The 24,540-nt window shown below is 71.9% G+C and carries 17 protein-coding genes and 1 pseudogene; 9 read left to right on the plus strand and 9 right to left on the minus strand.

Going from position 1 to position 24,540, the window contains the following annotated elements:
* Positions 1-57: 57 nt before the first annotated feature.
* Both ACGFR7_RS21855 and ACGFR7_RS21860 read right to left on the minus strand, forming a co-directional pair.
* Positions 58-1,749, minus strand: a complete 1,692-nt coding sequence (locus tag ACGFR7_RS21855) for a DUF6895 family protein (RefSeq protein WP_393321643.1) — start codon at positions 1,747-1,749, stop codon at positions 58-60.
* A 33-nt stretch (positions 1,750-1,782) separates the two neighbouring features.
* Positions 1,783-1,995, minus strand: coding sequence for a hypothetical protein (locus ACGFR7_RS21860; RefSeq protein WP_393321646.1), 213 nt, complete (start codon positions 1,993-1,995; stop codon positions 1,783-1,785).
* Positions 1,996-2,659: 664 nt separating this feature from the next.
* Here ACGFR7_RS21860 and ACGFR7_RS21865 point away from each other — a divergent pair.
* A complete protein-coding gene (locus ACGFR7_RS21865; RefSeq protein WP_393321649.1) occupies positions 2,660-3,541 on the plus strand; it encodes an oxygenase MpaB family protein in 882 nt (293 codons plus the stop codon).
* 91 nt (positions 3,542-3,632) lie between these two features.
* Here ACGFR7_RS21865 and ACGFR7_RS21870 read toward each other — a convergent pair whose 3' ends face one another.
* Complete coding sequence (locus tag ACGFR7_RS21870) at positions 3,633-5,120, minus strand: M1 family metallopeptidase (RefSeq protein ID WP_393321651.1); 1,488 nt, start codon at positions 5,118-5,120, stop codon at positions 3,633-3,635.
* 319 nt (positions 5,121-5,439) lie between these two features.
* Between ACGFR7_RS21870 and ACGFR7_RS21875 the strand changes: the two are divergent.
* From ACGFR7_RS21875 to ACGFR7_RS21890, 4 genes and pseudogenes are all read left to right on the plus strand, one after another.
* Positions 5,440-7,355: pseudogene (locus ACGFR7_RS21875) on the plus strand (Xaa-Pro dipeptidyl-peptidase).
* 150 nt (positions 7,356-7,505) lie between these two features.
* Positions 7,506-8,801 carry a M14 family metallocarboxypeptidase gene (locus ACGFR7_RS21880; protein WP_393321774.1) on the plus strand — a complete coding sequence of 432 codons (1,296 nt, stop codon included), beginning with the start codon at positions 7,506-7,508 and terminating at the stop codon, positions 8,799-8,801.
* Positions 8,802-8,943: 142 nt separating this feature from the next.
* On the plus strand, positions 8,944-10,620 hold the full coding sequence (locus ACGFR7_RS21885) for a BCCT family transporter (RefSeq protein ID WP_393321777.1): 1,677 nt from the start codon (positions 8,944-8,946) through the stop codon (positions 10,618-10,620).
* A gap of 319 nt (positions 10,621-10,939) precedes the next feature.
* The gene (locus ACGFR7_RS21890) at positions 10,940-11,701 is read left to right on the plus strand and encodes a GNAT family N-acetyltransferase (protein WP_393321654.1); all 762 of its coding nucleotides are present in this window, start codon (positions 10,940-10,942) and stop codon (positions 11,699-11,701) included.
* A gap of 134 nt (positions 11,702-11,835) precedes the next feature.
* Here ACGFR7_RS21890 and ACGFR7_RS21895 read toward each other — a convergent pair whose 3' ends face one another.
* The gene (locus ACGFR7_RS21895) at positions 11,836-12,708 is read right to left on the minus strand and encodes a D-alanyl-D-alanine carboxypeptidase family protein (RefSeq protein WP_393321656.1); all 873 of its coding nucleotides are present in this window, start codon (positions 12,706-12,708) and stop codon (positions 11,836-11,838) included.
* A 237-nt stretch (positions 12,709-12,945) separates the two neighbouring features.
* A complete protein-coding gene (locus ACGFR7_RS21900) occupies positions 12,946-14,001 on the minus strand; it encodes an NAD(P)/FAD-dependent oxidoreductase (protein WP_393321659.1) in 1,056 nt (351 codons plus the stop codon).
* Positions 14,002-14,247: 246 nt separating this feature from the next.
* On the opposite strand from ACGFR7_RS21900, the gene ACGFR7_RS21905 reads away from it, so the two are divergent.
* Positions 14,248-16,257, plus strand: coding sequence for an FUSC family protein (locus ACGFR7_RS21905; RefSeq protein ID WP_393321661.1), 2,010 nt, complete (start codon positions 14,248-14,250; stop codon positions 16,255-16,257).
* A gap of 111 nt (positions 16,258-16,368) precedes the next feature.
* On the opposite strand, the gene ACGFR7_RS21910 is transcribed toward ACGFR7_RS21905, so the two are convergent.
* Positions 16,369-16,965 (minus strand): TetR/AcrR family transcriptional regulator, encoded by a 597-nt coding sequence (locus ACGFR7_RS21910; RefSeq protein WP_393321664.1) that lies wholly within the window; start codon positions 16,963-16,965, stop codon positions 16,369-16,371.
* A gap of 169 nt (positions 16,966-17,134) precedes the next feature.
* On the opposite strand from ACGFR7_RS21910, the gene ACGFR7_RS21915 reads away from it, so the two are divergent.
* The gene (locus ACGFR7_RS21915; RefSeq protein WP_393321666.1) at positions 17,135-18,109 is read left to right on the plus strand and encodes an alpha/beta hydrolase family protein; all 975 of its coding nucleotides are present in this window, start codon (positions 17,135-17,137) and stop codon (positions 18,107-18,109) included.
* Between the two features lie 114 nt (positions 18,110-18,223).
* Here ACGFR7_RS21915 and ACGFR7_RS21920 read toward each other — a convergent pair whose 3' ends face one another.
* Positions 18,224-20,731 carry a Tex family protein gene (locus ACGFR7_RS21920; RefSeq protein WP_393321669.1) on the minus strand — a complete coding sequence of 836 codons (2,508 nt, stop codon included), beginning with the start codon at positions 20,729-20,731 and terminating at the stop codon, positions 18,224-18,226.
* Between the two features lie 206 nt (positions 20,732-20,937).
* Positions 20,938-21,807 carry a hypothetical protein gene (locus ACGFR7_RS21925; RefSeq protein WP_393321672.1) on the minus strand — a complete coding sequence of 290 codons (870 nt, stop codon included), beginning with the start codon at positions 21,805-21,807 and terminating at the stop codon, positions 20,938-20,940.
* Positions 21,808-21,950: 143 nt separating this feature from the next.
* Between ACGFR7_RS21925 and ACGFR7_RS21930 the strand changes: the two genes are divergently transcribed.
* Complete coding sequence (locus tag ACGFR7_RS21930; protein WP_393321674.1) at positions 21,951-22,922, plus strand: GlxA family transcriptional regulator; 972 nt, start codon at positions 21,951-21,953, stop codon at positions 22,920-22,922.
* A gap of 68 nt (positions 22,923-22,990) precedes the next feature.
* On the plus strand, positions 22,991-23,635 hold the full coding sequence (locus ACGFR7_RS21935; RefSeq protein ID WP_393321677.1) for a DJ-1/PfpI family protein: 645 nt from the start codon (positions 22,991-22,993) through the stop codon (positions 23,633-23,635).
* A gap of 126 nt (positions 23,636-23,761) precedes the next feature.
* On the opposite strand, the gene ACGFR7_RS21940 is transcribed toward ACGFR7_RS21935, so the two are convergent.
* The gene (locus ACGFR7_RS21940; RefSeq protein WP_393321680.1) at positions 23,762-24,532 is read right to left on the minus strand and encodes an enoyl-CoA hydratase/isomerase family protein; all 771 of its coding nucleotides are present in this window, start codon (positions 24,530-24,532) and stop codon (positions 23,762-23,764) included.
* Positions 24,533-24,540 lie beyond the last annotated feature (8 nt).

The raw sequence follows: 24,540 nt of genomic DNA on the forward strand, positions 1-24,540 counted from the left end.
CGCGCCTCCGTCTGGGGCCTGGGCCGCCGGCGGGCCTGGATCACGGGCGTTCCCGGGTCACGGGCACGGCTGCCGGACCGTGGGAACCGGGCTGCAGGCGGTGTGTACGGCAGCCAAGGCGGTGACGATGCTCTGGGTCCACGAGAGCATGGCCCGTTCCCGTGTTGCCGGATCGTCGCAGGCCGGGCGGCCGAAGGCGCCGCAAGCGCTTTGCTGGGTGAGAAGAAAAGCGAGCGCGTCGCGGGTGATGCGGTGCTGTGCCCGGCCGGCGCGAGCCCAGTCCCGGACGAGGGCGGCGATGTGCCCCAGGTGGTAGTTCTTCCAGGCGTGGGGCAGGCCGGCGGCTGCCGTCTGTGACACTGAGTGCGGTGCGTCGGCTTTCTCGTGTCCCATGGCGGCCGCACACCCGGGGGAGATCAGCCCCAGGTCGACGAGGCGTCGGGCGTTGCGCGCGGCCTGCGGCGGAACCCTCTCCAGGAGTTCGACGGCAGCGGCGGCGGACTTGAGGAAGGCGTCGAGTGAGGCACACGTGATCTCGTGAGTCCGCAGACCGAACGCGAACTCACCCACGACCTCCATCCCGTGTCCCTGCCACACGTCCGCTTCCGCGTCCGCGAGGCGTTCGGAGAAATCCAGGAGCAGGGGACGGGCGAGCTCGGGTTCACCCAAGGCCGCGGCTGCATGCGCGACAGCCGCCGCGGCCGGCAGGTGCGTGAGAGGGGGATGGCGCCGGGTCGTGTCGGCCAGCCACACCACTGCCCGCCGCAGCGGCTCCTCCACGGCCAGGTGGGGCTTCGGTGTGGACGGCCGGCGCCTCCGCACCACCCTGGGGCTGCGGTCCAGGAGCGCGGCCAGGGCGGCGACGATGGTGGTGTGGTAGCCGGTGGCCCAGTGTGCGTATGCGTCATCCCCGTCGGCGAGTTCGGGGTGGACCACACCCGGGGGCCCGTTGACCCGTCCGTCGGCCTCTTGCGCCGCCGTGAGGAATTCCCAGGCCCGGCGGGCCTCCCGGGAGTCCCGCACTCCGAGGCACAGCAGACAGCACAGGAGTTCCCCCACCAGGTCGGCGTTCTCCTGGCCGAGGGTGAGAGAGAGCAGAGCTTCGAGCAGTTCCACCGCCGTGCCCGGGTCGAAGTCCCGTGGCCAGCGGGGCTCGCGGAGGCCGAAGTCCGTGGCGTAGAAGATCGTGTGCGTGATGGCGTAGATGTCGCGGTCGGTGAGCTTGGTGATATTCGGGCTGTTGCAGAGCAGGGTGAACGGCAGGACGTCGTCCATGGCCGGCAGCGTGTGGCGGACGCCGCACAGTTCCAGGGTGTGCAGCAGATCGAGCTGGCGGTACGGGATCCGTTCAAAGACCGTTGCGTACCCTCCGGCCGCGGCCTGCGTGATGACGTGCCGGAATTCCGGGTCCTCGCGTCCGCAGAGCCGGAGTGCCGCGTAGGTCCCCGCGTACAGCAGGAGGGCCGCTTCGTCCCGGGCGATCAGCTCCCGGTAGGAGGGGCGGGCCGTGATCTCCTCGATCCGAGTGAGGAGGGCCGCGTAGTCGCGCTCCAGCGGCTCCGGGGCGAGGCGCGCCCGCAGCCCCACGAGGAAGGCGGTTTCGATGAGGGCCTTGCGGGCGAACAACACCCGGTCCGTGGCGGCCCCGGCTGGATCGATCAGATGGCGGCGCGCAGCGAGCCAGGCGACTGCCCGGGTCTCCACCGCGCGCCTTTGTGACATGCCGTCACCGGGTTGCGTCGTGTCCATCGGATGCCTCCCGGCGATCGATGCAGTCAACGGTCAGTTGCGCGCAGCGGCGTCGTCGGGCTCCGCGACCTGGTTGGCGACCACCAGGACGTAGCGCTCCCAGGCGAGCACGTAGCCGGCCACATCGTCGATCTGGCTGACCTGATCGACGACTCGCTCCAGCGGAACGCTGAGGTCGACGAGCCCGCTCGTTCTCAGGAAGTCGAGTGCCTTGCGAGCGTCAATCGGAGGGGGAGGGCAGGACATGTGTTTGCTCCTTTTGGGTGGTTCGGACAGATGTCGCGAGTGTCGCGTTCCGTGATGCCCTTGTCACTATCTGCGCCCGGGCAGGAAATACGGTCATGCCATCGACCCAGCTCATGGGGGTTTATCTCAAGTCAAAATCACCCTTACGGGCTAATGTCGCCCAAGGGGGGGATGGTGACTGGGGTGTGGCGTGTGGCGGGATGCCAGGTGGAGGTGTATTTTCCGGCCGCCCTGCTCGGGCTCGCTGCCCCCGCTCCGTGCGCGCGCCTCCCGTCGGTCGCGCTGTCGCCCCCCGTTGCCGAGTGCGTCGAGTGGCCCCGCGGAAGCCGGTGGCCTCCCCGGGGGTAGGGCAGGGACGGCCTCCCCGCGGCGGCGCAGTGGCCTGCGGCGGTCTTTCTGCAGCGGGTTGTTAGTAGCGGCCTGTCTGTAGTGGACGGCCTGCAGTGGTCCGCCTGCAGTGGCCCGCCTGCAGCGGTCCGCCTGCAGTGGCCCGCTTCCGGTGTGCACGCCCCCGTCCGAGAGCAACTCGCCTGCGCACAAAGCTCGTTCGATGCCGACCTGGCCGGTCGCGTCCATGTGGCAAGGCGTTGGCGGGCCGCGCAGTCGGCCGGGCGCACCCCGCGCATCCGTCAGTCAACGAGCTCGCCGTATCATGATTAATGACATGAATACGGTAGAAATGCATCCAAAGCCCCCGCCGGTCGGAGGTGTGCTCTGGTCGTTGGCCGGTGACATCCGCATCCTGCTGACCCTGCCGGCCGCGCTGACCATGCAGGTCGCGCACCCGGCGGTGGGTGCCGGAGTGGATGACCACTCAGTGTTCCGTACGGACCCGTGGGGGCGAGGGGAGCGATCCCTGACCTCGTTGCAGCTATGGGTGTACGGAGGTGAGGGCGCGGCCGCGGAGGGGCGCAGGCTGCGGCAGCTGCACAAGACCATTCAGGGTACCGACGCCCACGGCCGCAAGTATCACGCGCTCACCCCCGCCTACTACGCCTGGGTGCACGCCACCGGCTACCCCGTCTTCCGGAACGCGCAGCGCTATCTCGGGCGCCCCTTCACCGAGGCGCAGGAGCGGCAGCTGTATGCGGAATGGCTCCAGGTGGGGCGGATCCTGGGGATTCACGACCGCGATATGCCGCAGTCCATCGAGGAGTTCTGGCCGTATTACCAGAAGGTTCTTGACAACGTACTCGAAGAGACCGTTGTGGTGCGGGAGTTGGTGGCGAGGGATCCGTCGTTGCCGGTCCCGGACCGTGGTCCGCGGTGGCTGCGGCTGCTCCTCCGGCTGACCTGGCCGTGGCTGTGCCCGCGGTTCGCCCGCTTCCGGCGCTTCCTCACGATCGGCCTGATGCCGCCGGAGGCCCGTTGCGCCATCGGACTGGATTGGACGGACGCACAGGAGCGCCGGCTGCGCCGCTTCGGGCGGGTCGTCCGCGCCGTGGTCCCGGTGCTTCCTGAGCGCCTGCGCTTCCTGCCGGTCGCACGCCGGGCCCGGCAGGCGGCGCGCAGGCAGGCGGCGCGCGGGCGCGCGGCGCCCAGGTAGACAAGGCGAAGCCGGCCGGAGCCCGGGGGATCACCCGGGGCTCCGGCCGGATCGCTGTCACGGGCGCCCGAGCGGGCGCCCGTGTGCCGCGTCAGTGCCGGTGCACGTCGTGCGTGGCCGCGATCTGCTTCCACGACTTGGGCTCGGCGACCGGCGACTTCCCCGCGCCGAATGCCTGCTTGCCCGCGCCCACCGCGGGCTTGGACGGCTGGAACAGCCAGGTGTCGAAGAACCCGGCAAGCTTCTTGCCGGACTTCTTCTCGGCGAACTTCACGAAGTCCGCCACCGAGGCGTTGCCGTACCTGTGCTCCGTCGGCCAGGACTTGAGGAGCCCGAAGAAGACCTTGTCGCCGACCTTGGTGCGGAGCGCCTGGAGGGCCAGCGCGCCACGGTCGTAGACGGCGTCGTCGAACTGGTTCTCCGCGCCGGGGTTGCCCGGCTTGACCTTCCAGAACGGATCATCGGCCGGGTGCTGGGCGTAGACGTAGTCCGCGAGCTCCTGAGCGGTACCCTCGCCCTCCTTCTCCGACCACAGCCACTGGCTGTACGAGGCGAAGCCCTCGTTGATCCAGATGTCCTTCCAGTCCTTGAGCGAGACGCTGTCGCCGTACCACTGGTGGGCCAGCTCGTGCACCACGACGGAGACGTTCGTGCCACGGTCGAAGGCCTTCTCGCCGTAGAACGGGCGGGTCTGGGTCTCCAGTGCGTAGTGGGCCGGAACGTTCGGCACATAGCCGCCCACCGCATTGAACGGGTAGCGGCCGAAGACGCTCTCCAGCCACTCGGTGGCCTCGGCGGTGCGCTCGATGCTGGCCCGGGCCGAGTCCGCGTTCGCGCCGAGGTCCTTGCTGACCGCGTTGATGACCGGAAGGCCGTTCGCGGTCGTGTCGGTGGTGATGTCGAACTTGCCGACGGCCAGCGTCGTGAGGTACGTCGCCTGCGGCTTGTCCGAGCGCCAGTTGTAGCGCGTCCAGCCCAGCTTGGAGGACTGCGAGGCCAGCACGCCGTTGCTCAGCGCCTGGGTGCCGTCCGGGACCGCGACCGAGATGTCGTAGGTCGCCTTGTCGGTGGGGTGGTCATTGCTCGGGAACCACCACACGGCGGCGTCCGGCTCCTGGGCGATCACCCCGCCGTCGGGTGTACGGGCCCAGGCGCTGTAGTTGTCGATCTTCAGCTCGGAGGGCTTGCCCGCATAGCGCACCACGACGCTGATCTGCTTGCCCTTCTCCAGCGGCGTGGCCGGGGTGACCTCCAGCTCGTGCTTGCCGGACGTGGCGAAGGAGGCCTTCTTGCCGTTGATCCGGATCTCGCTGACCTTGAGGCCGAAGTCCAGGTTGAAGCGCGAGAGGTCCTGGGTGGTCTTGGCGAGCAGCGTCGCCGTGCCCTCCAGCAGGTCCGTCTTGGGCTGGTACTTGAGTCGCAGGTCGTAGTGGGAAACGTCGTATCCGCCGTTTCCGCTCTCGGGGTAGTAGCTGTCGCCCACACCCGGAGCGCCCGGGGTGAAGCCGGCCGCGGAGGCCGGGATCGCCAGCAGCAGGCTGAGTGCGGCGGCACCCGGTACCAGGAGTCTGTGACGCACGAGTCCTCCAACTCGTAGGGGGATGGCTCTCGTCAGACCCTATGCACGGAGGAGCAGCGGCGTCATGTACATGGCCTTATCTGACACATGACCGACATGAACCCCACCCCCAGGCCCCGTTGGCCGGCCGGTCGCTGCGGGCCGGCAAGGCTTCCCGTGGGGCGCCGCCCCCCGGCCACGTTCTGCGGTGCCGCTGCCTCCGCGACGGACGCGGCCGCCGGGGTTGCGGGACAGGCTCTTACGCACGGGAGTTGAGCCGCGCTACCGTCCGCCCGTGACGAATCCTGCGCGGATCCTCCGCACCCCCTTCACCGTGCTCGTGGCGGCGACCGTCGCCGCCCTGCTGTCCGCTCTGATCGGGCCGCCCGCCGCGCAGGCGGCGCCCCGCGAGAGCAGACCCGTCTACTCCTACGACCACGCGATACGCGAATCGGTCTGGGTGGACACACGGCTCGACGGCGACGCGGACGGGAGGACCGACCGCGTCGCCGTCGACATCGTGCGGCCCGCCGAACCCGCACAGCAGGGGCGCCGGATCCCCGTGATCATGGACGCCAGCCCGTACTACTCCTGCTGCGGCCGCGGCAACGAGAGCCAGAAGAAGACCTACGACGACCACGGCCGGCCGGTCCAGTTCCCGCTCTACTACGACAACTACTTCGTGCCGCGGGGCTATGCGACCGTCCTCGTCGATCTCGCGGGGACCAACCGCTCGGACGGCTGCATCGATGTCGGCGGCCGCTTTGACATCGGGTCGGCCAAGGCCGTGATCGACTGGCTCGGCGGCAGAGGCCGCGCCTATACCGCCCGTACGGGAGGCACCCCCGTCACCGCCGACTGGTCCGACGGCAGCACCGGCATGATCGGCAAGAGCTGGGACGCCACCATCGCCAACGGCGTCGCGGCCACCGGCGTCAAGGGGCTGAAGACCATCGTCCCGATCGCCGGTATCTCCTCCTGGTACGACTACTACTTCGCCCAGGGCGCCCCGCTCTACGACTCGGGCCCCGACGCCCTCGCGGATCTGGTCAACAGCCCCGATGCCCACAAGCGCTGTGCCGCGATGCACAAGAGACTCGCCGACGGAGCGCCGCGCAGCGGCGACGGACCGGTCTGTGGACCGAGCGCGACTATGTGCGGCGCGCGGACAAGGTCCGGGCCAGCGTCTTCATGGTGCACGGCATGCAGGACCTCAACGTCCGCACCCGGCACGCCGGGCAGTGGTGGGACGCGCTCGCCCGGCATGGCGTCGAGCGCAAGATCTGGCTCTCCCAGACCGGGCACGTCGACCCCTTCGACTACCGCCGCGGGGACTGGGTCACCACCCTGCACCACTGGTTCGACCACTACCTGATGGGCTACGACAACGGCATCGACCGCGCCCCGATGGCCGACATCGAGCGGTCTCCCGGCACCTGGTCCACCGACCCGCAGTGGCCCGCTCCCGGTACCCGGACCACCACCCTGCGGCCGCGCGGCGGCAGCGCGCCCGGCGTCGGCGTGCTGGGCACCGCCAAGGCGCCGCACGGCGCGAGTGCGGCCTTCACGGACGACCCGAAGCTGAGCGAGGCCGACTGGGCGGCCCGGATCGATGAACCGACGCCCGCCAAGGCCGGATTCAGCACGGCCCCGCTGCGCGCCCCGCTGCGGCTGTCCGGCTCCGGCAAAGTGACGGTGACCGCCACCCCGAGCACGTCGACCGCCCATCTCTCCGCCGTTCTCGTGGACCTCGGCCCCGACACCATCCGCAACTACGCGGCCGACGGCGAGGGCATCACCACCCTCGGCAAGCGCACCTGCTGGGGCGCCGGAACCCCGGGCGACACCGGCTGCTTCAAGGAGACCGCGGCCGACACCCGGAAGGTCGGATACACCGTCTTCAGCCGCGGCTGGGCCGACCTCGGCACCTACGCCGACCCCCGCAAGGGCCGCCCCCTCACCCCGGGCAAGCGCTACACCCTCACCCTGGATCTGGCCGCGAGCGATCACGTCGTGCCCGCCGGACACCGGCTTGCGCTCATCGTGGCCGGAACCGACGCCGGCCTGATCGACCCGCCCGCGTCCACCCCGAAGCTCACCCTCGACCTCTCCCGCACCTTTGCCCAACTGCCGCTGACCGGCGGCGCCCCGGCCTTCACGCGGGCCACCGCGGGCGAGCCCCGGCACCCCGCCGCCACACCGCCGGACGGGATCACCCCGCCGCGCTCGATCAGCCGGATGCCGGCCGGCGGATGACCGCCCGGGGCCGCCCACCGCGGGCGGCCCCGACCCGGCCCGCACGTCACCGCTCGTCACCCCACGTCACCCCCACCGCCCACTCAAGGGAGGCACCTCGTGAGGTCCCGCTTCTGCCGCCTCGCCCTGGGGACGCTGGTCATCGGACTGATGGCCCCCCTCCTCGGCGCGACCCCGCCGGCCCCTCCCGCCGGCGCAACCGGAACCCCCACACCCCGTACGGGATTCGAAACCAGCCGTGGTGCCCGCTGGACCACCGGAGCCGAGGAACAGACGTTCCTCAGCACGGTCGACCGCGCCTCGGCACGGGTGCGCATCGACCGGATCGGCACCACGCAGCAGGGCCGGCCGATCAGGCTGGTCAGGATCGGTGCCCCGGCCCCCGAGCGCCCGGCGGACGTCCGCCGCGGCAACTCCGTCCTGTTGGTCTGCTCCCAGCACGGCGACGAACCCGCCGGGCGCGAGGCGTGTCTGACCACCGTCCGCAACCTCGCCTACAGCAAGGCCCCGGCCATCCGGCGGCTCCTGGAGCGCACCAGCGTGCTGGTCCTCCCGACCGCCAACCTCGACGGCCGGGCCGCGGACACCCGTGGCAACTCCGACGGCGTGGACATCAACCGCGATCACCTGGCCCTGCACACCGCCGAGTCCCGCGCCATGGCCGCCGTGCTCCGCGACTACCGCCCCGACACCCTCCTCGACCTGCACGAATACGGCCCCACCGCGCCGTATTACCTGAAGGACCTGCTCTCCCTGTGGCCTCGCAACCTCAACACCGGCGACGGGGTGCACCGCGAAGCCACCGCCCTCTCCCGGGACTTCGTCGAACCCGCCGTCCGCCGCGCCGGATTCTCCACCGGCGTCTACGGCATCTGGACCGACCCGGAGACCGGCGAACCCGTCAAGCAGGTCGCGGGCGACGGCCAGGAACGGATTCTGCGCAACACCACCGGCGTGAAGGGCTCGGTCGGACTGCTCGTCGAGACCCGGGTCGACGCCCTCACCGCCGCTGAGAAGGCCGACCCCGCGCTCAACAACCGGCGCCGGGTGAAGTCCCAACTGGCGGCACTTGAGGGCGCGTTCATCTTCGCCGTCCGGCACCGCCCACGCATCGAGGCGGCCACCGCCGCCGCCCGCCTCTCCGGTTTCGCCGACCGCGGCCCGGTCTACCTCGGCGGTGCGGACAATGAACCCCCCGGGGACGGCGAGGTCCTGACCGACCCGCCCTGCGCCTACCGTCTCGACGCGGCGCAGTTCGCGCAGGTCAAGGACGAACTGGCACTGCACGGTGTGCTCTGGAAGCGGACGGAGGACGGCGTCGTTGTCCCGCTGCGCCAGTCACTGCGCACGCTCGTCCCGCTGCTGTTGGACCAGCGGGCCGGTTATCACCTTACGGTCGCGAAGCCCCTGGACGTCTGCCCTCGTGTGGTAGGGGGTAACGGGTAAGGAAAATATGGCCCATTGAAGTGCATGGAAAGGTTGACGCGTGGCGGACATAGTCAAAGGAGCCAGAGACGGGGGTGTCACCCCCTCCCTTGAGGATCTTCCCGAAGACCCGCGGCGGACCGGGCCCCCGCAGACCGACCGTGTGGTCTTCGGTGTGACCGCGCTGCTCACCCTCGCTTTCATCGCCTGGGGAGCGACGTCCACCGAATCCCTCAAGAACGCCTCGACAGCCATGCTGAACTGGGTGATCGACAACGGTGGCTGGGCATTCGTGCTCTCCGCCTCCGGCTTTGTGATCTTCGCGATCTGGCTCGCCGTGAGCAAGTACGGCCGGATCACCCTCGGCAAGGAGGGAGAGGATCCCGAATTCCGGACCGTGTCCTGGATCGCGATGATGTTCAGCGCGGGCATGGGCATCGGCCTGATGTTCTACGGAGTCAGTGAGCCACTGGGGCACTTCAGCACACCGCCGCCGGGCACCGACCCCAAGGACGCCGCCCAGGCGATGGACACCGCGATGGCGACCACGATGTTCCACTGGACGCTGCACCCGTGGGCCATCTACGCGGTCGTGGGGCTGGCCATCGCCTACAGTTGCTTCCGGCGGGGGAGGCGGCAGACGATAAGCGCGGTGTTCACCCCACTGATCGGGACCCGGCGGGCGAACGGCTGGGGCGGTCAGGTCATCGACATCCTGGCCATCTTCGCCACCCTCTTCGGCTCCGCGGCCTCGCTCGGGCTCGGGGCGCTGCAGATCGGCAGCGGCATCAAGGTGCTCGGCTGGATGGACAGCGTCAGCACCAGCCTGCTGGTCATCATCATCACCGTGCTGACCATCGCCTTCATCCTGTCCGCGGTCTCGGGCATCGCCAAGGGCGTCCAGATGCTGTCCAACATCAATATGGTGCTGGCGGTGATCCTGGCGGTCTTCGTGTTCGTGGCCGGCCCCACGATTCTCATCCTCAACCTGGTGCCGACCTCCCTCGGTTCGTTCATCGGCGAGCTGCCGCAGCTGGCGGGCCGTACGGAGGCCAGCAGCGGCGCCGACGTGGGTAGCTGGCTGCGCAGCTGGACGGTCTTCTACTGGGCGTGGTGGATCTCCTGGACGCCCTTCGTCGGGATGTTCATCGCCCGGATCAGCCGTGGCCGGACGATCCGTCAGTTCATCGGCGGCGTCATCCTCGTCCCGAGCGTGGTCAGCCTGGCGTGGTTCGCGATCTTCGGCGGCTCGGCGATGAAGCTCCAGGCCGACAAGAAGCTCAGTGGGCCGAGCACCCCGGAAGGCCACCTCTTCGACGTGCTGCACCAGTATCCGCTCGCCACGGTCATGAGCATCCTGGTCATGGTTCTGGTCGGCATCTTCTTCGTCTCCGGCGCCGATGCCGCGTCCATCGTCATGGGCACCCTCTCGCAGAAGGGCACCTTCGAGCCGACCCGGCTCGTGGTGATCTTCTGGGGAGTGGTGACCGGCGCGGTCGCCGCGATCATGCTGCTGATCGGCGGCGGCTCGGGCGACGCCCTGACCGGACTGCAGAATCTGACGATTCTGGTCGCGGTGCCGTTCATGGTCGTGATGATCGCCATGTGCTGGGCGCTGATGCGCGATCTGCGCAGCGATCCGCTGATCGTGCGCGGCCAGAAGGGCGAGGAGGCCGTCGAGATGGCCGTCATCGCGGGCCATGAGCAGTACGACGGTGACTTCGAGCTCCAGATCGGGCCGGGCGGCAACGGGAACGGCAACGGCGGCGGGGACGGTCACGCCGCCGGGGACGGTCACGCCGCCGAGGGCCGGCGCGAGGACCGGAGCGCGAGTCCCTGACGGATCCCTGAGGGATTGCTCGCCACACCGGATGCGGCTGTCCGGTGAGCGGCCACCGAGGTGGTCCGCGGGGCAGATGAGGGGCCGGCCGGACGCGGTGTCCGGCCGGCCCTGCTGCGTCCGCTTCCTGGCAGGTGAGGGGCCCGGGGCCCTGATTTGCACCGGCCCGGGGGCGGTATGCCAGAGTGGACGCCCCGGTCGGCCGGGCGCGCGGGTGCGCAGCCGCTGCCGGGATCCCCCTGTACCCAGATGGACGGACTCCGGTCGCGCGCGTGCGCGTGTCCGGGCCGTTCGCCTCCTCCTTTACTTCTTGAGAGCGATGCAGGCAACGACTCTTCTCCCCCGGACCGCAGACCTGTTCGACCAGGGCCTGGAGCGGCAGGCCGGCGGCGCGCTGCTGCGCTTCGGCGCCGCCCGGCGCCGTCCGTCCGGCCGCATCAGTTGGTCGGGCCAGGGCGCCGCCGCCTGGCTCGACGACGCCCGCGGGCATCTGTGGTGCGTCGGCGAACCGGATCCCGCCGCCGGACTCGTGCTGCGTGCCGCGCAGGGCCTGCCCGAGCGGGTGCGGGAGTTCACCGGGCCGCGCGGCACCGTCGGCCAGGTCAGGCGGCATCTGCCGGTGACCGACGTGGTGGAGTGGATCTTCCGTTGGACGCTGGAGGAACCGCCCGTACACCCGGCGGAGGAGCGGGTGGTCACTCTTGACGCCGCACACCACGGGGAACTGCTGGACTTCCTCAACGAGCACAGCCCGGCCCACTCCACCGGCCCCGGCTCCAGCGAGGTGACCCTGTGGACCGGGATCCGCGGCACGGACGGGCAGCTGGTGGCCTGCGGCGCCCTGAGCAGCCTGCGGGACAGCGGCGCTCCGCTGATGGCGTCCGTCGCGACGGACGCCCGCCAGCGCGGTCAAGGGCTCGGCGCGGCCCTGACCTCGTGGCTGACCCGGTACGCCGTACGCCGCCACGGCTTCTGCACGCTGTGGCAGCTCGCGGACAACACTCCCGCCGAACGGCTCTACGACCGCCTCGGCTACCGCAACGAGGACCCCTGCGTGTCGGCGCGCATCGCGACCGGCTGACCGGCTGACCGGCTGGTCTGCGGGTCTGCGGGTCTGCGGGTCTGCGCCGGCCTGACGGCAGCGGCAGCGGGACGACGAAGGGGCCCGCGTGCGGCCGGATGGCTGCGCGCGGACCCCTCGTACGTCCCGACGGGCTACTTCTTGAAGCCGTAGTCCATCAGCTTCTTGGCGTCCGCGGTGCGGTTGACCACCGAGGAGGAGGCCAGGACCGTGCCGATGACCGTCTTGCCACCCCGGGTGGCGGCGAAGACCAGGCAGTACTTGGCCTCCGGACCCGAGCCGGTCTTGACGCCGATGGTGCCCGAGTAGCTGCCGAGCAGGGCGTTGGTGTTCTCCCACGACATGTTGCGGTAGCCACCGCTCTTCGTCGTGACCTTCTGCTTGGTCGACTTCGTCTTCACGACCGTACGGAAGGTGGAGTACTTCATCGCGCTGCTCGCCAGCTTGGTCAGGTCGCGCGGCGTCGAGTAGTTCGCGCCCTTCCCGATGCCGTCGAACGAGTCGAAGTGCGTGTTCTTCAGGCCCAGGGACTTGGCGGTGGAGTTCATCTTGCCGATGAACGACTTCACGCGCGCGGCCCGGGTGGAGCCGCTGCCGAACTTGTCGGCCAGCGCGTACGCCGCGTCGCAGCCGGACGGGAGCATCAGCCCGTACAGCAGCTGGCGGACGGTGACCTTGTCGCCGACGATCAGCTTGGCCGAGGAGGCCCAGTTGTTGTCAACGATGTAGTCGCTGTACGCCTTCTGGACCGTGACCTTGGCGTCCAGATTGAGGTTCGCCTGCGCCAGCACCACGCGAGCCGTCATGATCTTGGTGGTGGAGCCGGTGGACCGGCGGGTGTCTGCGGCCTTGGTAAAGAGGGACTTCCCCGTGCCGTTGTTCATCACGAAGCCGCCCTTGGCGACGATCGTGGGGGGCTTGGGCGTGGCGGCCTGTGCCGGAGCGGCAAGCGCCCCGGCGGTCAGGACGGCTCCCGCGGTGACAACAGCCGCGGACGCGCGACGCATGCCCCTTTTGCCGATTTTGCGGTTTTTCAAAATGTATACTCCAAATGCCCCTGCAGTGCGGCCATATGGAAATGCCGCTTGCTCATGAGACGCACGAGACCGGTGAAGGGATGTGCGCCCTTGGGCGGCAACTTCATCTCGTCCGGCGCCGATTCACAAGTCCCAGGTGCCCTTCGGCCGGGCGGCCGGCAGGCGCCAGGGAGCCCGGCGCCGTGGCCGGACGGGGCTTCGCCACCGTCACCGGCCCAGCGGCCCGTCACCCTCCCGGAGGGTCCGCACACTCCGCAGCACCTCGTCCGCGCATCCCCACGACACGGTGACCCCCGCACCCCCGTGCCCGTAGTTGTGTACGCACGGCGTGCCGTCGGGCAGCCGCTCCACCGCCAGCCGCACCGCCGGGCGGGCCGGGCGCAGCCCTGTCTTGTGCTCCCGCACCCGGGCCCCCGCAAGCTCCGGGAAACGACGTGCGCAGCGCGCCACGATCGCCTCCGCCACCGCCGGATCGGGCTCGCGCGACCACGCGTTCTCCCGCGCCGTCCCGCCCAGCACCACGCCGTACGGCTGCGGCAGCACATACGTCGTGTCCGCCGACCCCGCGTCGGCGGACACGTACCACTCCTCGATACCGGGGTTCTCCACGATCACCAGCTGCCCCTGTACCGGATGGACGTCCGGATCGGGTACGAGCTCACGCGCGCCCAGTCCCGAGCAGTTCACCACCACGCCGGCAGTCCGGCCCGCCTCGGTCAGCGACGTGACCTCACCCCGTTCCACGCTGCCGCCCGCGGCCGTCAACCGCCGCTCCAGGTAGCGGAGATGGGCCGGCATGTCCACCAGAGGAGTACGGGCCCGCCACCCGGCGGCATGACCCTCGGGGAGTTCCTTGGCGTTCGCCCGCCGCAACCCGGGCACCGCGTCGTACCAGGCGGACAGGTCGTCGCCGGGGCGTTCGCCGGAGCGGTCGCCGGCGTGGGCGTCCCGGCCGCCGTCCGCCTCGTCCGCCTCGTCCGTCATCGTGCCCGTCACCATCCGGGCGCCCGTCTCCTCCGGCCGCTCGGCGAGCGCGGCGAGCACGTGGAAGGACCGCACGGACCACTGAACCGCCCGCTCGTAGGGCCGGATGCGGTACGGCCAGCACAGCCCGCCGGCCACCGCCGACGTCGTACCGCCCGCGGCATCCCGGCTCACCACCCGCACCCGGTGCCCGTCCTCCGCCAGCGCGATCGCCGACGTCAGCCCGATCACGCCGCCGCCGATCACCACTACGTCCATGCCACCTGTGTTGACCGTCATGGCGGGACGGTAACGGGTGGGGCGGGGGCTGACGAGGGTGGGGGAGGGGAAGGCGGGACGAGACGGGACGGCAGATGTTCACGGGGGGGGGTGAGCCACCTTCCTGCCGTGTGTTCGTGATCTTGCGGTAACCGCGCGGCAGTGGTCCGGACAAGCCCGGACCTTAGGGTGGTAGCAGCACCGTTGGCCGATGCCGCCCCTCGGATTCCGTTCCTGCCGTCCGTACGCCGTCGTCTGAGGAGGCCCATGCTCCGCGCGCAGCGCGCCGTGCCCGCCTGGCTGGCCCACCCCTTCCGCTGGCAGCGGCTGCCCGTGCCCTGGGCGGCCGTCGTCCGCGGTGCGCTGTGCGCGGGGCCGCTGCTGGCGGCGGGCATCGCCACCGGCCACCCGGCGCCCGGCGTACTGAGTGGTCTCGGCTCCATGCTGGCGGGGGTCAACGACCGCCCCGGCACCCGGCGCACCGGCATGGTCCACGTCGGTCTGCCCGCCCTCGCCTCGGGGTTCGGCATGCTGATCGGCGCCTCGCTGCAGGCGGCAGGCGCGGGCTGGTGGATCGTCCCGGCGCTGTTCGCCGTCGGCTTCGTCTCCGGCGCGGGCAGCGTCGCCGGGCCGGTGCGCTCCAACGCCGGAATGCAGATGCTGGCCACCACCGTCCTGGGCGCCGGGATGCCGCTGCCGGGGACGCCCTGGGCCAAGGCCCTCTTCGTCCTCGCCGGCTGCCTGTGGCTGCTCCTGCTGCGGCTCGTCCTGCGCTCGCCCCGGCCCGCGGGGGGTGCGCTCAGCGGCGAGCGGGCGGCGGTCGCCACGGTCTTCGACGCGCTCGCCGATGCCCTGGGCGCGGTCGGCGGGGCCGGCGCCGAGCCCGCCAGGCGCCGGCTCACCGCCGCCCTGGACCGCGCCGACGAGGCCCTGCGGCTGCGCCGGCTCACCAGCAGCCTGCTGCGCCGCCACGCCCGTACGGAAGAGCTCCTGCTCGCCGAGCGGTTCGCCGCGGCGACCGCACTGTGCGAGGCCAGCGTGGCACTGCTGTGGGAGGCCCGGCCGCTGCCGTCCCGGGTGGCACAGAGCCCCCGGCAGTTCGCCGAGGCCCTGCGCACCGGGCGCTCCCCGGGCCGGTTGTCCGCCCCGGAGACCAGTACGGCCGCACGCGGCGCCTTCGACCAGGCGTTGCTGGACGCGGCAGTCGCGTTCGCCCGCCACGAGCCGCTGTCCCCGGCACCGGAGCCGCCCGCACCGGCCCCCTCCGGCCGGCCCGCCTGGCGGGCCGTGCCGGGCACCGTGGCCCGGGCGGCGGTGGCTGCCGCCGGCGGGCGGACCCGGCGCGGACGCAGCCTGTTCGGGCCCGCCGGGCGGGACTACGGCCTGCGGGTCGCCGTCTGCATCGCCGCGAGCGCCGCCGTGGCCCTGCTGCTGCGCCCAGAGCACTGGTACTGGCTCCCGGCGACCACCACCTTCCTCGTCAAACCCGACCTCGGCCCGCTCTTCTCCCGTACGGTCAACCGCTTCGCCGGGACCCTCGCCGGCGTGCTGCTCTTCGCCGGGGCGGGCCTGGTGCTGACCGGTTCGTGGTGGCCCGCGCTGGTGGCGGGCGCGGGCGGCGCGCTGCTGCCGTTCGCCACACGCCACTTCGCGCTCCAGACCGTGGCGATCACCCTCATGGTGCTGTCGTTCGTCTACGCCGGCGGCTCCCAGGAAGCCGCCGGCGAGCGGGTCGTGGACACCTCCATCGCCTGCGGCATCGTGCTCGTCGTCGGGCATCTGCCACGGCTCGCCGATCCGCGCCGCCGGGTCGGCCACCGCGTCACCTCGGCGCTGCACAGCACCGAGGAATTCCTCCGGCACGTCCTGGAGTCGGCACCGGACACGGACCCCACCCGGCGCCTGGCGCTGCGCCGCGCCGCCTACCGGTCGCTGGGGGAGGCCAGGGCGGCGGCGGAGACCGCCGCGGCCGAACTCCTCGCCGCCCGCGACCGCAACCCCGACTGGCTGACCGTCGTCACCGCGGCCGAACGCATCGTGGACGCCGCGACCGCCTGCGCGGTACGCCTGGACCACGGCGCCCGCCGCCCGAGCGTGGCCGAGGCCGAGCGGCTGTGCCAGGCGCTGTCGGCGATGGCCGACGCCCTGGAGGACCCGCGCCGCCGGCCCGCCGACGGTCTGCCGGGCCCTGATCTGCTGCCGGTTCCGGACTGCGCCACGCTCACGGATGTGGCGGCGGAAGTGGAGCGCATTCGCGGCTATGCGGGGGCGTCCTGAACCGCGGGACCCCGCTGCCCGCCATCGCCGGTGAACGCCCCGGTCGGTACAGGCCGGTGGACGCCGTCGCCGGTGAAGGCCGGTGCACGCCGTCGTCGGTGCACTCTGCCGTCAGGCCGGTCGATGGCGCTGCAGCCCCAGGAGAAGCAGTTCGACCAGACGGCGGGGGTCATAGCGGGGGTCGCTGTCGCGTCCGATGCAGAGGTTGCCGATGCCGCGCATCAGCTCGTAGGGCTGGATGCCGGGCCTGATGTCGCCGGCGTCGACCGCGGCGTCGAGCAGTTGGGCACAGACCGGCAGCAGGCGGTCGAGGAAATAGGTGTGCAGCGCGGCGAAGCGGTCGCTGTCGGACTGCAGGGCGTCGGCGAGTCCGTGCTTGGTGACCAGGAAATCGACGAACAGGTCGATCCAGCGGCGCAGTGCGTCGAGCGGGGAGTCGGCGCCGGCCAGCAGGTCGGGGCCGGCTTCGGCACATGCCTCGATCTGGTGGCGGTAGACCGCGGTGACGAGATCCGCCCGGGTCGGGAAGTGGCGGTAGATCGTGGCCATCCCGACGCCCGCGCCGGCTGCGATCTGCCGGATCGGCGCGTCGACGCCGGAGGTGACGAACACCTCGGCGGCGGCGCTGAGCACCGTCTGCCGGTTGCGCTGGGCGTCGGCCCGCTTGCTTCGGGCCGGCGGCTCCGCGGTGGGGCCATCGGTGGGCATCACGTTCTCCTTCGGCACACTTGACAAAGCGGAGCGTTGATCCGGATATTAAGTGGAGCGCTGTTCCGTTTCAGCTTAGCCGAAGCGGGACGCGCTCTACCGCCCTGCCCGTCGCCGGTCGCACGAGACCGCCGGGCGGCAGGGCCCACAGAAGGGGAACCCACACGTCGTGAACGCCTCCACCGCCATCGCCTCCACCGGCACCGCCGGCACCTCGGGCGCGCCCGCCCCGGTCCTGTCCTTCAGCCCGGTGGTGCTGTCCGTTCCCGGACGTCCCGTGGAGCTGCAGGTCCGCGTCTCAGCACCCGCGACCGGCACGGGACTTCCCGTCATCCTGTTCTCGCACGGTCACGGACCCTCGAACCACCTCTCCTCACTGAACGGCTACGCGCCGCTCGTCAACTTCTGGGCGGCACACGGGTTCGCCGTCGTCCAGCCCACCCATCTCACCTCCAGGACGCTGAGCCGCCTGGTCGCCGACGCCCCGGGAGCACCCTTCTTCTGGCGCTCGCGCGCCGAGGACATGACGCACCTCCTCGACCGGCTCGACGTGATCGAAAAGGCCGTGCCGCAGCTCGCCGGGCGGATCGACCACACCAAGGTCGCCGTCGCCGGACACTCCTTCGGCGGCTTCACCTCCGGCCTCCTGCTCGGCGCCCGGGTCACCGACCCCGACAACGGCGAGCAAGTGAGCCTGATCGAGCCCCGGATCAAGGCGGGGGTGCTGCTGGCCGCGCCCGGCAGGGGCGACGTCCTCAACGGGCCCATGGCGCAGGCGCTGCCCGTCCTGCGGACCACCGACTTCTCCACGATGACCACGCCCGCGCTGGTCGTCGCCGGCGACGAGGACGACTCCCGGCACTTCACGGACCGGGGGCCGGACTGGCACGCCGACCCCTACACCCTGAGTCCCGGCCCCAAGTCGCTGCTCACCCTGTTCGGCGCGGGGCACGCACTCGGCGGGATCCCCGGATACGACGCCGCCGAGACCACGGACGAGAGCCCCGAGCGGGTCGCCGCCGTCGGGCGGCTCACCGCGGCCTACCTCCGCACCGAGCTCCACCCCGGCGACCACGCCTGGCAGACCGCACGCGAGGCGCTGGCGAGCGGCCCCCACCCGGTCGGACGGGTCGAATCCAAGTAGGCCGTCGGACGACGGGGCGAATCAGGAGGCCGTCCGCATCACCTCCGCACCACGGCCGTGCCGGCGGCAGCGGGCGCCCCGGCCCGCTGCCGCCGGTGGCAGCCGTGCTCCGCGTCAGCGGCCGCCGCGCTCCGTGCCCAGGAGCCCGGCCCGCCGCAGGGCGTCCGCCATCGCGTCGTTGGCCGGCCCGGCGTCACGGCCGCCCCGGCGGTCACCGCCGCGCTGCCCGCCGGCGCCCTGCCGCTGGCGCGGAGCGGCGCTCCGGCCGCCGCTCTCACGCGGTCCCCGGCCGCCGCCGGAGCCGCGGGAGCCGCCGGAGCCGCCCGAGCCGCCGGAGCCGCCCGAGCCGCCGGAGCCGCCCGAGCCGCCGGAGCCGCCGCGGCGCTCGCCGCCGCCGGTCGCCGCGGCGCCCTTGCCGTGCTCGTCGTCCAGCCGCAGCGTCAGCGAGATCCGCTTCCGCGGAATGTCGACATCGAGCACCTTGACCCGCACGATGTCGCCCGGCTTCACCACGTCCCGCGGGTCCTTGACGAAGGTCTTCGACATCGCCGAGACATGCACCAGACCGTCCTGGTGGACGCCCACGTCCACGAATGCCCCGAAGGCGGCGACATTGGTCACCACGCCCTCCAGGAGCATCCCCGGCTGCAGATCGCCGATCTTCTCCACGCCCTCCTTGAAGGTCGCCGTCTTGAAGACCGGACGCGGGTCGCGGCCCGGCTTCTCCAGCTCCTGCAGGATGTCGCTCACCGTCGGCAGGCCGAAGGAGTCGTCGACGAAGTCCGCGGCCTTCAGCGTGCGCAGCACCGTGGCGTTGCCGATCAGCGAACCGACCTCGGTGGCCGCCGACTTCACCATCCGGCGCACCACCGGGTACGCCTCCGGGTGCACGCTGGAGGCGTCCAGCGGGTCCTCGCCGCCCCGGATCCGCAGGAAGCCCGCGCACTGCTCGTACGCCTTGGGACCGAGCCGCGCCACGTCCTTGAGGGCCTTGCGGGAGCGGAACGGGCCGTTGCTGTCCCGGTGCGCCACGATGTTCTCCGCGAGCCCGGAGCCGATGCCCGACACCCGAGAAAGCAGCGGCGCTGAAGCGGTGTTGACGTCCACGCCGACGCCATTCACACAGTCCTCGACCACCGCGTCCAGCGAGCGCGACAGCTTCACCTCGGACAGGTCGTGCTGGTACTGCCCGACGCCGATCGACTTCGGGTCGATCTTCACCAGCTCGGCCAGCGGGTCCTGCAGACGGCGGGCGATGGACACCGCGCCGCGCAGCGAGACATCCAGCTCCGGCAGCTCCTGCGAGGCGAAAGCGGAGGCGGAGTACACCGAGGCACCGGCCTCGGACACCATCACCTTCGTCAGCTTCAGCTCCGGCCGCGCGGCGATCAGATCGGCCGCCAGCTTGTCGGTCTCGCGGGAGGCGGTGCCGTTGCCGATCGCGATCAGCTCGACGTCGTGCTCGCGGGCCAGCTTCGCCAGTGTGGCCAGCGAGGCGTCCCACTTCTGCTGCGGCACATGGGGGTAGATGGTCTCCGTGGCGGCCACCTTGCCGGTCGCGTCCACCACGGCGACCTTCACGCCCGTACGGAAACCGGGGTCCAGGCCCATCGTGGCCCGCGTACCGGCGGGCGCCGCCAGCAGCAGATCGCGCAGGTTCGAGGCGAAGACCCGCACCGCCTCGTCCTCGGCGGCCTGCCGCAGCCGCAGCCGCAGATCGATGCCGAGGTGCACCTGCACCCGGGTGCGCCAGGCCCAGCGGACGGTGTCCTGCAGCCATTTGTCGCCGGGCCGGCCCCGGTCGGCGATGCCGAAGCGGTGCGCGATGGACTGCTCGTAGGAGCTGGGGCCCTCGGTCGCCGCCGACGGATCCTCCGGCTCCAGGTTGAGATCCAGGATCTCCTCCTTCTCCCCGCGGAGCATCGCCAGCACCCGGTGGGAGGGGAGTTCGGTGAACGGCTCGGCGAAGTCGAAGTAGTCGGCGAACTTCGCGCCCGCCTCCTCCTTGCCCTCGCGGACCTTCGCCGCGACCCGCCCGCGTGACCACATCCGCTCGCGCAGCTCGCCGATCAGGTCCGCGTCCTCACCGAACCGCTCGGTGAGGATGGCCCGCGCGCCCTCCAGGGCGGCGGCCGGATCGGCGACGCCCTTGCCGTCGTCCACGAACGCCGCGGCGGCCGCGGACGGCTCCACCGAAGGATCGGCGAGCAGTCCGTCGGCGAGCGGTTCCAGGCCCGCCTCCCGCGCGATCTGCGCCTTGGTGCGCCGCTTGGGCTTGAACGGGAGGTAGATGTCCTCCAGCCGCGCCTTGGACTCGGCGCCGCGGATCTGCGCCTCCAGGGCGGCGTCGAGCTTGCCCTGGGACCGTACGGACTCCAGGATCGCGGTCCGCCGCTCCTCCAGCTCCCGCAGATAGCGCAGCCGCTCCTCGAGCGAGCGCAGCTGCGCGTCGTCGAGCGTTTCGGTGGCTTCCTTGCGGTAGCGCGCGATGAACGGGACCGTCGAGCCGCCGTCGAGCAGTTCGACCGCGGCCTTCACCTGCCGCTCCTTGACGCCGAGCTCCCCGGCGATCCTCGCTTCGATGGACCCGAGGGTCCCGATGGGCTCAGTGGCTGCCGTCACGTTGATCCTGACCCGCCTTCCAGCGCTTGCGTAAGCCTGCATTGTGCCGGTTGGCGGCCCGGACTGTCGCACCGCCCGGCCGCCCGGGGGTGTCCGCGCAGCCCCCGCACCCGCCCGCAGGCGGGGAGAGCCGCCGCGGCCCCCGGGAGGGGCGAACGGATCCGCCCCTCCCCGGAGACCGCGGGCCCGGCGGCGCTACGAAGGCCTCACTTGCCGAACAGCGCGGCGGGGAACGCCCCGGCGTTCATGGCGGCGGTGGTGAAACCGGTCGCCAGCTCGGTGAGCCGGGCCACGCCGTCGGCGCCCAGGTGCTCGTAGGGCGCCCGGTCCAGCCGGTCCGTCGTCCGCTCCAGGTCCTTGCGCAGCTGGACACCGGCCTCGGTCAACTCGCCCTCGGCGTCCAGCAGGCCACGGGTCCGCAGCCGCTCCTGCGCCGCCGCCCAGTCCTCCTCGGACCAGCCACGGGTCGCCATGACGCCCTTGTAGCTCATCCCGCGGCCGCTGGCGGTGTGGCTGACCAGCGCTTCCAGCCCGTCCAGTTCGGCGTCGAGCAGCGCCAGCAGGTGGCCGTCGCCGCGGTGTTCGCGCAGCAGGGTCGCGGCGTGCCAGTAGGCCAGGTGCGGGGCGTCGGGCACCGGCTGGTCGGCGTGCGCGGCGTACAGCGGCCGGGCCTGGCGGGTGCAGCCCTCGACGGCGCGCAGCGCCAGGTGTGCGGCCTCGGCCATCTCCGGCGACTTGACGGCCTCCGGGCCCAGGAGCCGGCGCAGCGTGGCGTCCACGGCGCGCAGCCGGGCGTCCAGCACGGCCTGGGGCGTGGTGACCGTCCAGATCTCCGGGACGTGCTCGGCGATGAGGTCGTGCTTGAAGTTGTAGAAGGTGGCCGTGATGGTGCCGGGGCCCACCGCGCCCATGGCCGCTCCGCGGCAGGCGAAGTAGGCGGCGCTGCGGTTCTCGATGCCGGCCTTGGCCATCTCCGCGGCGAGCTCCGGCGCGAAGTAGTGCGTGGAGTGGAACGGGTTGACGACGTTGTGGCAGGTACGGCCGGCCTGCTCGGGCAGTGCACTGGAAGTGGTCATACGGGCAGGTTACCGACCCGTCGGTATGGAGGTAAGTGCAGGGCATCCGAGGAGGGCCGTAAGCCACTGCGGGCCGGGGCGATGGCAGAAAGGGTGGGAAATCCGTCGTTGCCGCCTTCGCCGCCGCTGCCCAGGATGGAGGCATGGAACAACGCGAGGTACTCGTCGTTCTCTTCGACGGTGTGCAGGCTCTCGACGTCTCCGGACCGGTCGAGGTCTTCCACGGAGCGGCCCAGGAAGTCCCGGGCGCCTACCGGATTTGCACCGCCAGTCCGGACGGTGCCCCGGTCCGCACCACCAGCGGGCTGACCCTGGTCCCCGACACCACGCTCGCCGCCGCCGGGGCGCCGCACACCCTGCTGGTGCCCGGTGGCCAGGGCACCCGCACCCCCGACCCCCGGCTGATCGACTGGCTGCGCGGCAATGCCCACCGCGCCCGGCGGAAGGTCTCGGTGTGCAGCGGAGCGCTGCTGCTGGCCGAGGCCGGGCTGCTGGACGGCCGCCGTGCGACGACCCACTGGATGCTCTGCGACACCCTCGCCGAACGGTTCCCCGCGGTGCGGGTCGAACCCGAGCCGATCTACGTACGGGACGGCGATCTGGCCACCTCCGCGGGCGTGACGGCCGGTATCGACCTCGCGCTGGCCCTGGTGGAGGAGGACCTGGGCCGGGACGTCGCGCTGAGCATCGCCCGCCACCTGGTCGTGTTCCTGCGGCGGCCCGGCAACCAGACCCAGTTCAGCGCCCAGCTCGCCGCGCAGACCGCGCAGCGCAGACCGCTCCGCGACGTCCAGCAGTGGATCACCGAGAACCCGGCGGGGGACCTCTCCGTCGACGCCCTCGCGCAGCGCGCGCGCCTCTCCCCGCGGCACTTCGCCCGTGCCTTCCGCGACGAAGTGGGCATGACGCCGGGGCGCTATGTCGACCGGGTCCGGCTGGAGGCCGCCCGACGGCATCTGGAGGACTCCGCCGACGGCATCGAGCAGGTGTCGCGGCACTGCGGCTACGGGACCCCCGAGGCGATGCGCCGCGCTTTCCTGCGCGCCCTGGGCGCCTCTCCGGCCGAATACCGCCGCCGCTTCCGGACCGCCGGACCACCCCTCCTCTCTTCATGAACCCCTGCCGGCCGCCCTCGCTCCACCGGGCCGGCACCACCTCTACCGACCCACCGACAGGAGACGCCATGCAGCTCGCGATCCTTCTCTTCGACGGCTTCACCACGCTGGACGCCGTCGGCCCCTACGAAACCCTCAGCCGGCTGCCGGGAGCCGAGGCGGTGTTCGTCGCCGAGCGCACCGGCCCGCACCGCAATGACCTCGGCTCGTTCGGGCTGGTCGCCGACGCCGCGCTGGACGAGGTCACCGCACCGGACATCCTCGTCGTGCCCGGCGGCCCGGGGCAGTCCGCGCAGATGGCGGACGGCCCGTTGCACGAGTGGATCCGCGCCGTGGACGCCGGTACCACCTGGACCACCTCGGTGTGCACCGGCTCCCTGATCCTGGCCGCCACGGGCCTCCTCAAGGGACGCCGGGCGACCTCCCACTGGCTCGCGCTGGACCAGCTCCGGGCGCTGGGGTCCGAGCCGACAGGGGAGCGGGTCGTCACCGACGGCAAGTACGTCACGGCGGCCGGCGTCTCGTCCGGTATCGACATGGGGCTGACGCTGGCCGGCCGGATCGCCGGGGACACCGTGGCCCAGACGATCCAGCTCGGCATCGAATACGACCCGCAGCCGCCCTACGACGCGGGCTCGCCGGACAAGGCACCGGCCGAGATCACCGCGATGCTGCGGGAGGGCGGCCGGTCCCTGCTGACCGGGCAGCAGTGAGCAGCCGTCCCACGGCCCGTGCCGGCCTGACCCGCCCGGCCCGCGTACGACCGGGCCCGCGTACGACCCGGCCCGCGTACGACCATGCCCGCGTGAGGCCCGGGCCGCGTGAGGCCCGCCCCGGCGTCAGCCCGTCGGCCAGGTGAAGCGCGGCGCCCTGCGCTCCAGGAAGGCGGCGGCACCCTCCGCGGTGTCGCCGCTCGCCCGCGCCTGCGCGGCCCAGTGGGCGCCGCGCGCCTCGGCCTCGGCCGGCGGCACGTCCCACGTCCCGTCGGCCAGCTCCTTCGCCGCGGTCTGCGTCAGCAGCGACCGGCTCGCCAGGACGGCCGAGAACTCCGCCACCCGCTTGTCCAGCGCGCCCTCGGGCAGCACCTCGTCCACCAGTCCCGTCCGCAGCGCCCGTGTGCAGTCGATCAACTCGCCCGAGAACAACAGGTACTTGGCGGTGGACAGCCCGGCCAGCCGGACCAGCCGCCGGGTGGCGGCCGCCGGGTAGGCGACCGCCAGCTTGGCCGGCGTCACCCCGAACAGCGCGCCCTCCTCCGCGAACCGCAGATCGCAGGCGGCCGCCAACTGGGTGCCGCCGCCCACGCAATAGCCGCGTATCGCCGCCAGCGTCGGCCCGGGGAACGCCGCCAGCGCCTCCTCGGCCGCCGCCGCCAGGCCCTGCGACTCACCCGCCGGATCCCGCAGCGACCCGATGTCGGCGCCCGCGCAGAACGTCGTGCCCTCGCCGGTCAGCACCAGCGACCGGACCGAGCGGTCGGCCGCCAGCCGCTCCAGCAACGGCGGCAGGTCCCGCCACATCTGCACGGTCATGGCATTGCGCTTGCCGGTATTGCTGATGGTGACGGTCGCTGTGCCGTCGCTGACATGCGTCTTCAGGCCGGGTTCCATGCTCCGGA

Source organism: Streptomyces sp. NPDC048516 (genome assembly GCF_043199875.1).
Lineage (GTDB): Bacteria > Actinomycetota > Actinomycetes > Streptomycetales > Streptomycetaceae > Streptomyces.

Excerpts from the sequence above, each read along its gene's own strand:
- ACGFR7_RS21855 (WP_393321643.1), bottom strand. The coding sequence starts at position 1,749 with ATGGACACGACGCAACCCGGTGACGGCATGTCACAAAGGCGCGCGGTG.
- ACGFR7_RS21860 (WP_393321646.1), bottom strand. The coding sequence starts at position 1,995 with ATGTCCTGCCCTCCCCCTCCGATTGACGCTCGCAAGGCACTCGACTTC.
- ACGFR7_RS21865 (WP_393321649.1), top strand. The coding sequence starts at position 2,660 with ATGAATACGGTAGAAATGCATCCAAAGCCCCCGCCGGTCGGAGGTGTG.
- ACGFR7_RS21880 (WP_393321774.1), top strand. The coding sequence starts at position 7,506 with ATGGCCCCCCTCCTCGGCGCGACCCCGCCGGCCCCTCCCGCCGGCGCA.
- ACGFR7_RS21890 (WP_393321654.1), top strand. The coding sequence starts at position 10,940 with ATGCAGGCAACGACTCTTCTCCCCCGGACCGCAGACCTGTTCGACCAG.
- ACGFR7_RS21895 (WP_393321656.1), bottom strand. The coding sequence starts at position 12,708 with ATGCGTCGCGCGTCCGCGGCTGTTGTCACCGCGGGAGCCGTCCTGACC.
- ACGFR7_RS21900 (WP_393321659.1), bottom strand. The coding sequence starts at position 14,001 with ATGACGGTCAACACAGGTGGCATGGACGTAGTGGTGATCGGCGGCGGC.
- ACGFR7_RS21905 (WP_393321661.1), top strand. The coding sequence starts at position 14,248 with ATGCTCCGCGCGCAGCGCGCCGTGCCCGCCTGGCTGGCCCACCCCTTC.
- ACGFR7_RS21910 (WP_393321664.1), bottom strand. The coding sequence starts at position 16,965 with ATGCCCACCGATGGCCCCACCGCGGAGCCGCCGGCCCGAAGCAAGCGG.
- ACGFR7_RS21925 (WP_393321672.1), bottom strand. The coding sequence starts at position 21,807 with ATGACCACTTCCAGTGCACTGCCCGAGCAGGCCGGCCGTACCTGCCAC.
- ACGFR7_RS21930 (WP_393321674.1), top strand. The coding sequence starts at position 21,951 with ATGGAACAACGCGAGGTACTCGTCGTTCTCTTCGACGGTGTGCAGGCT.
- ACGFR7_RS21935 (WP_393321677.1), top strand. The coding sequence starts at position 22,991 with ATGCAGCTCGCGATCCTTCTCTTCGACGGCTTCACCACGCTGGACGCC.
- ACGFR7_RS21940 (WP_393321680.1), bottom strand. The coding sequence starts at position 24,532 with ATGGAACCCGGCCTGAAGACGCATGTCAGCGACGGCACAGCGACCGTC.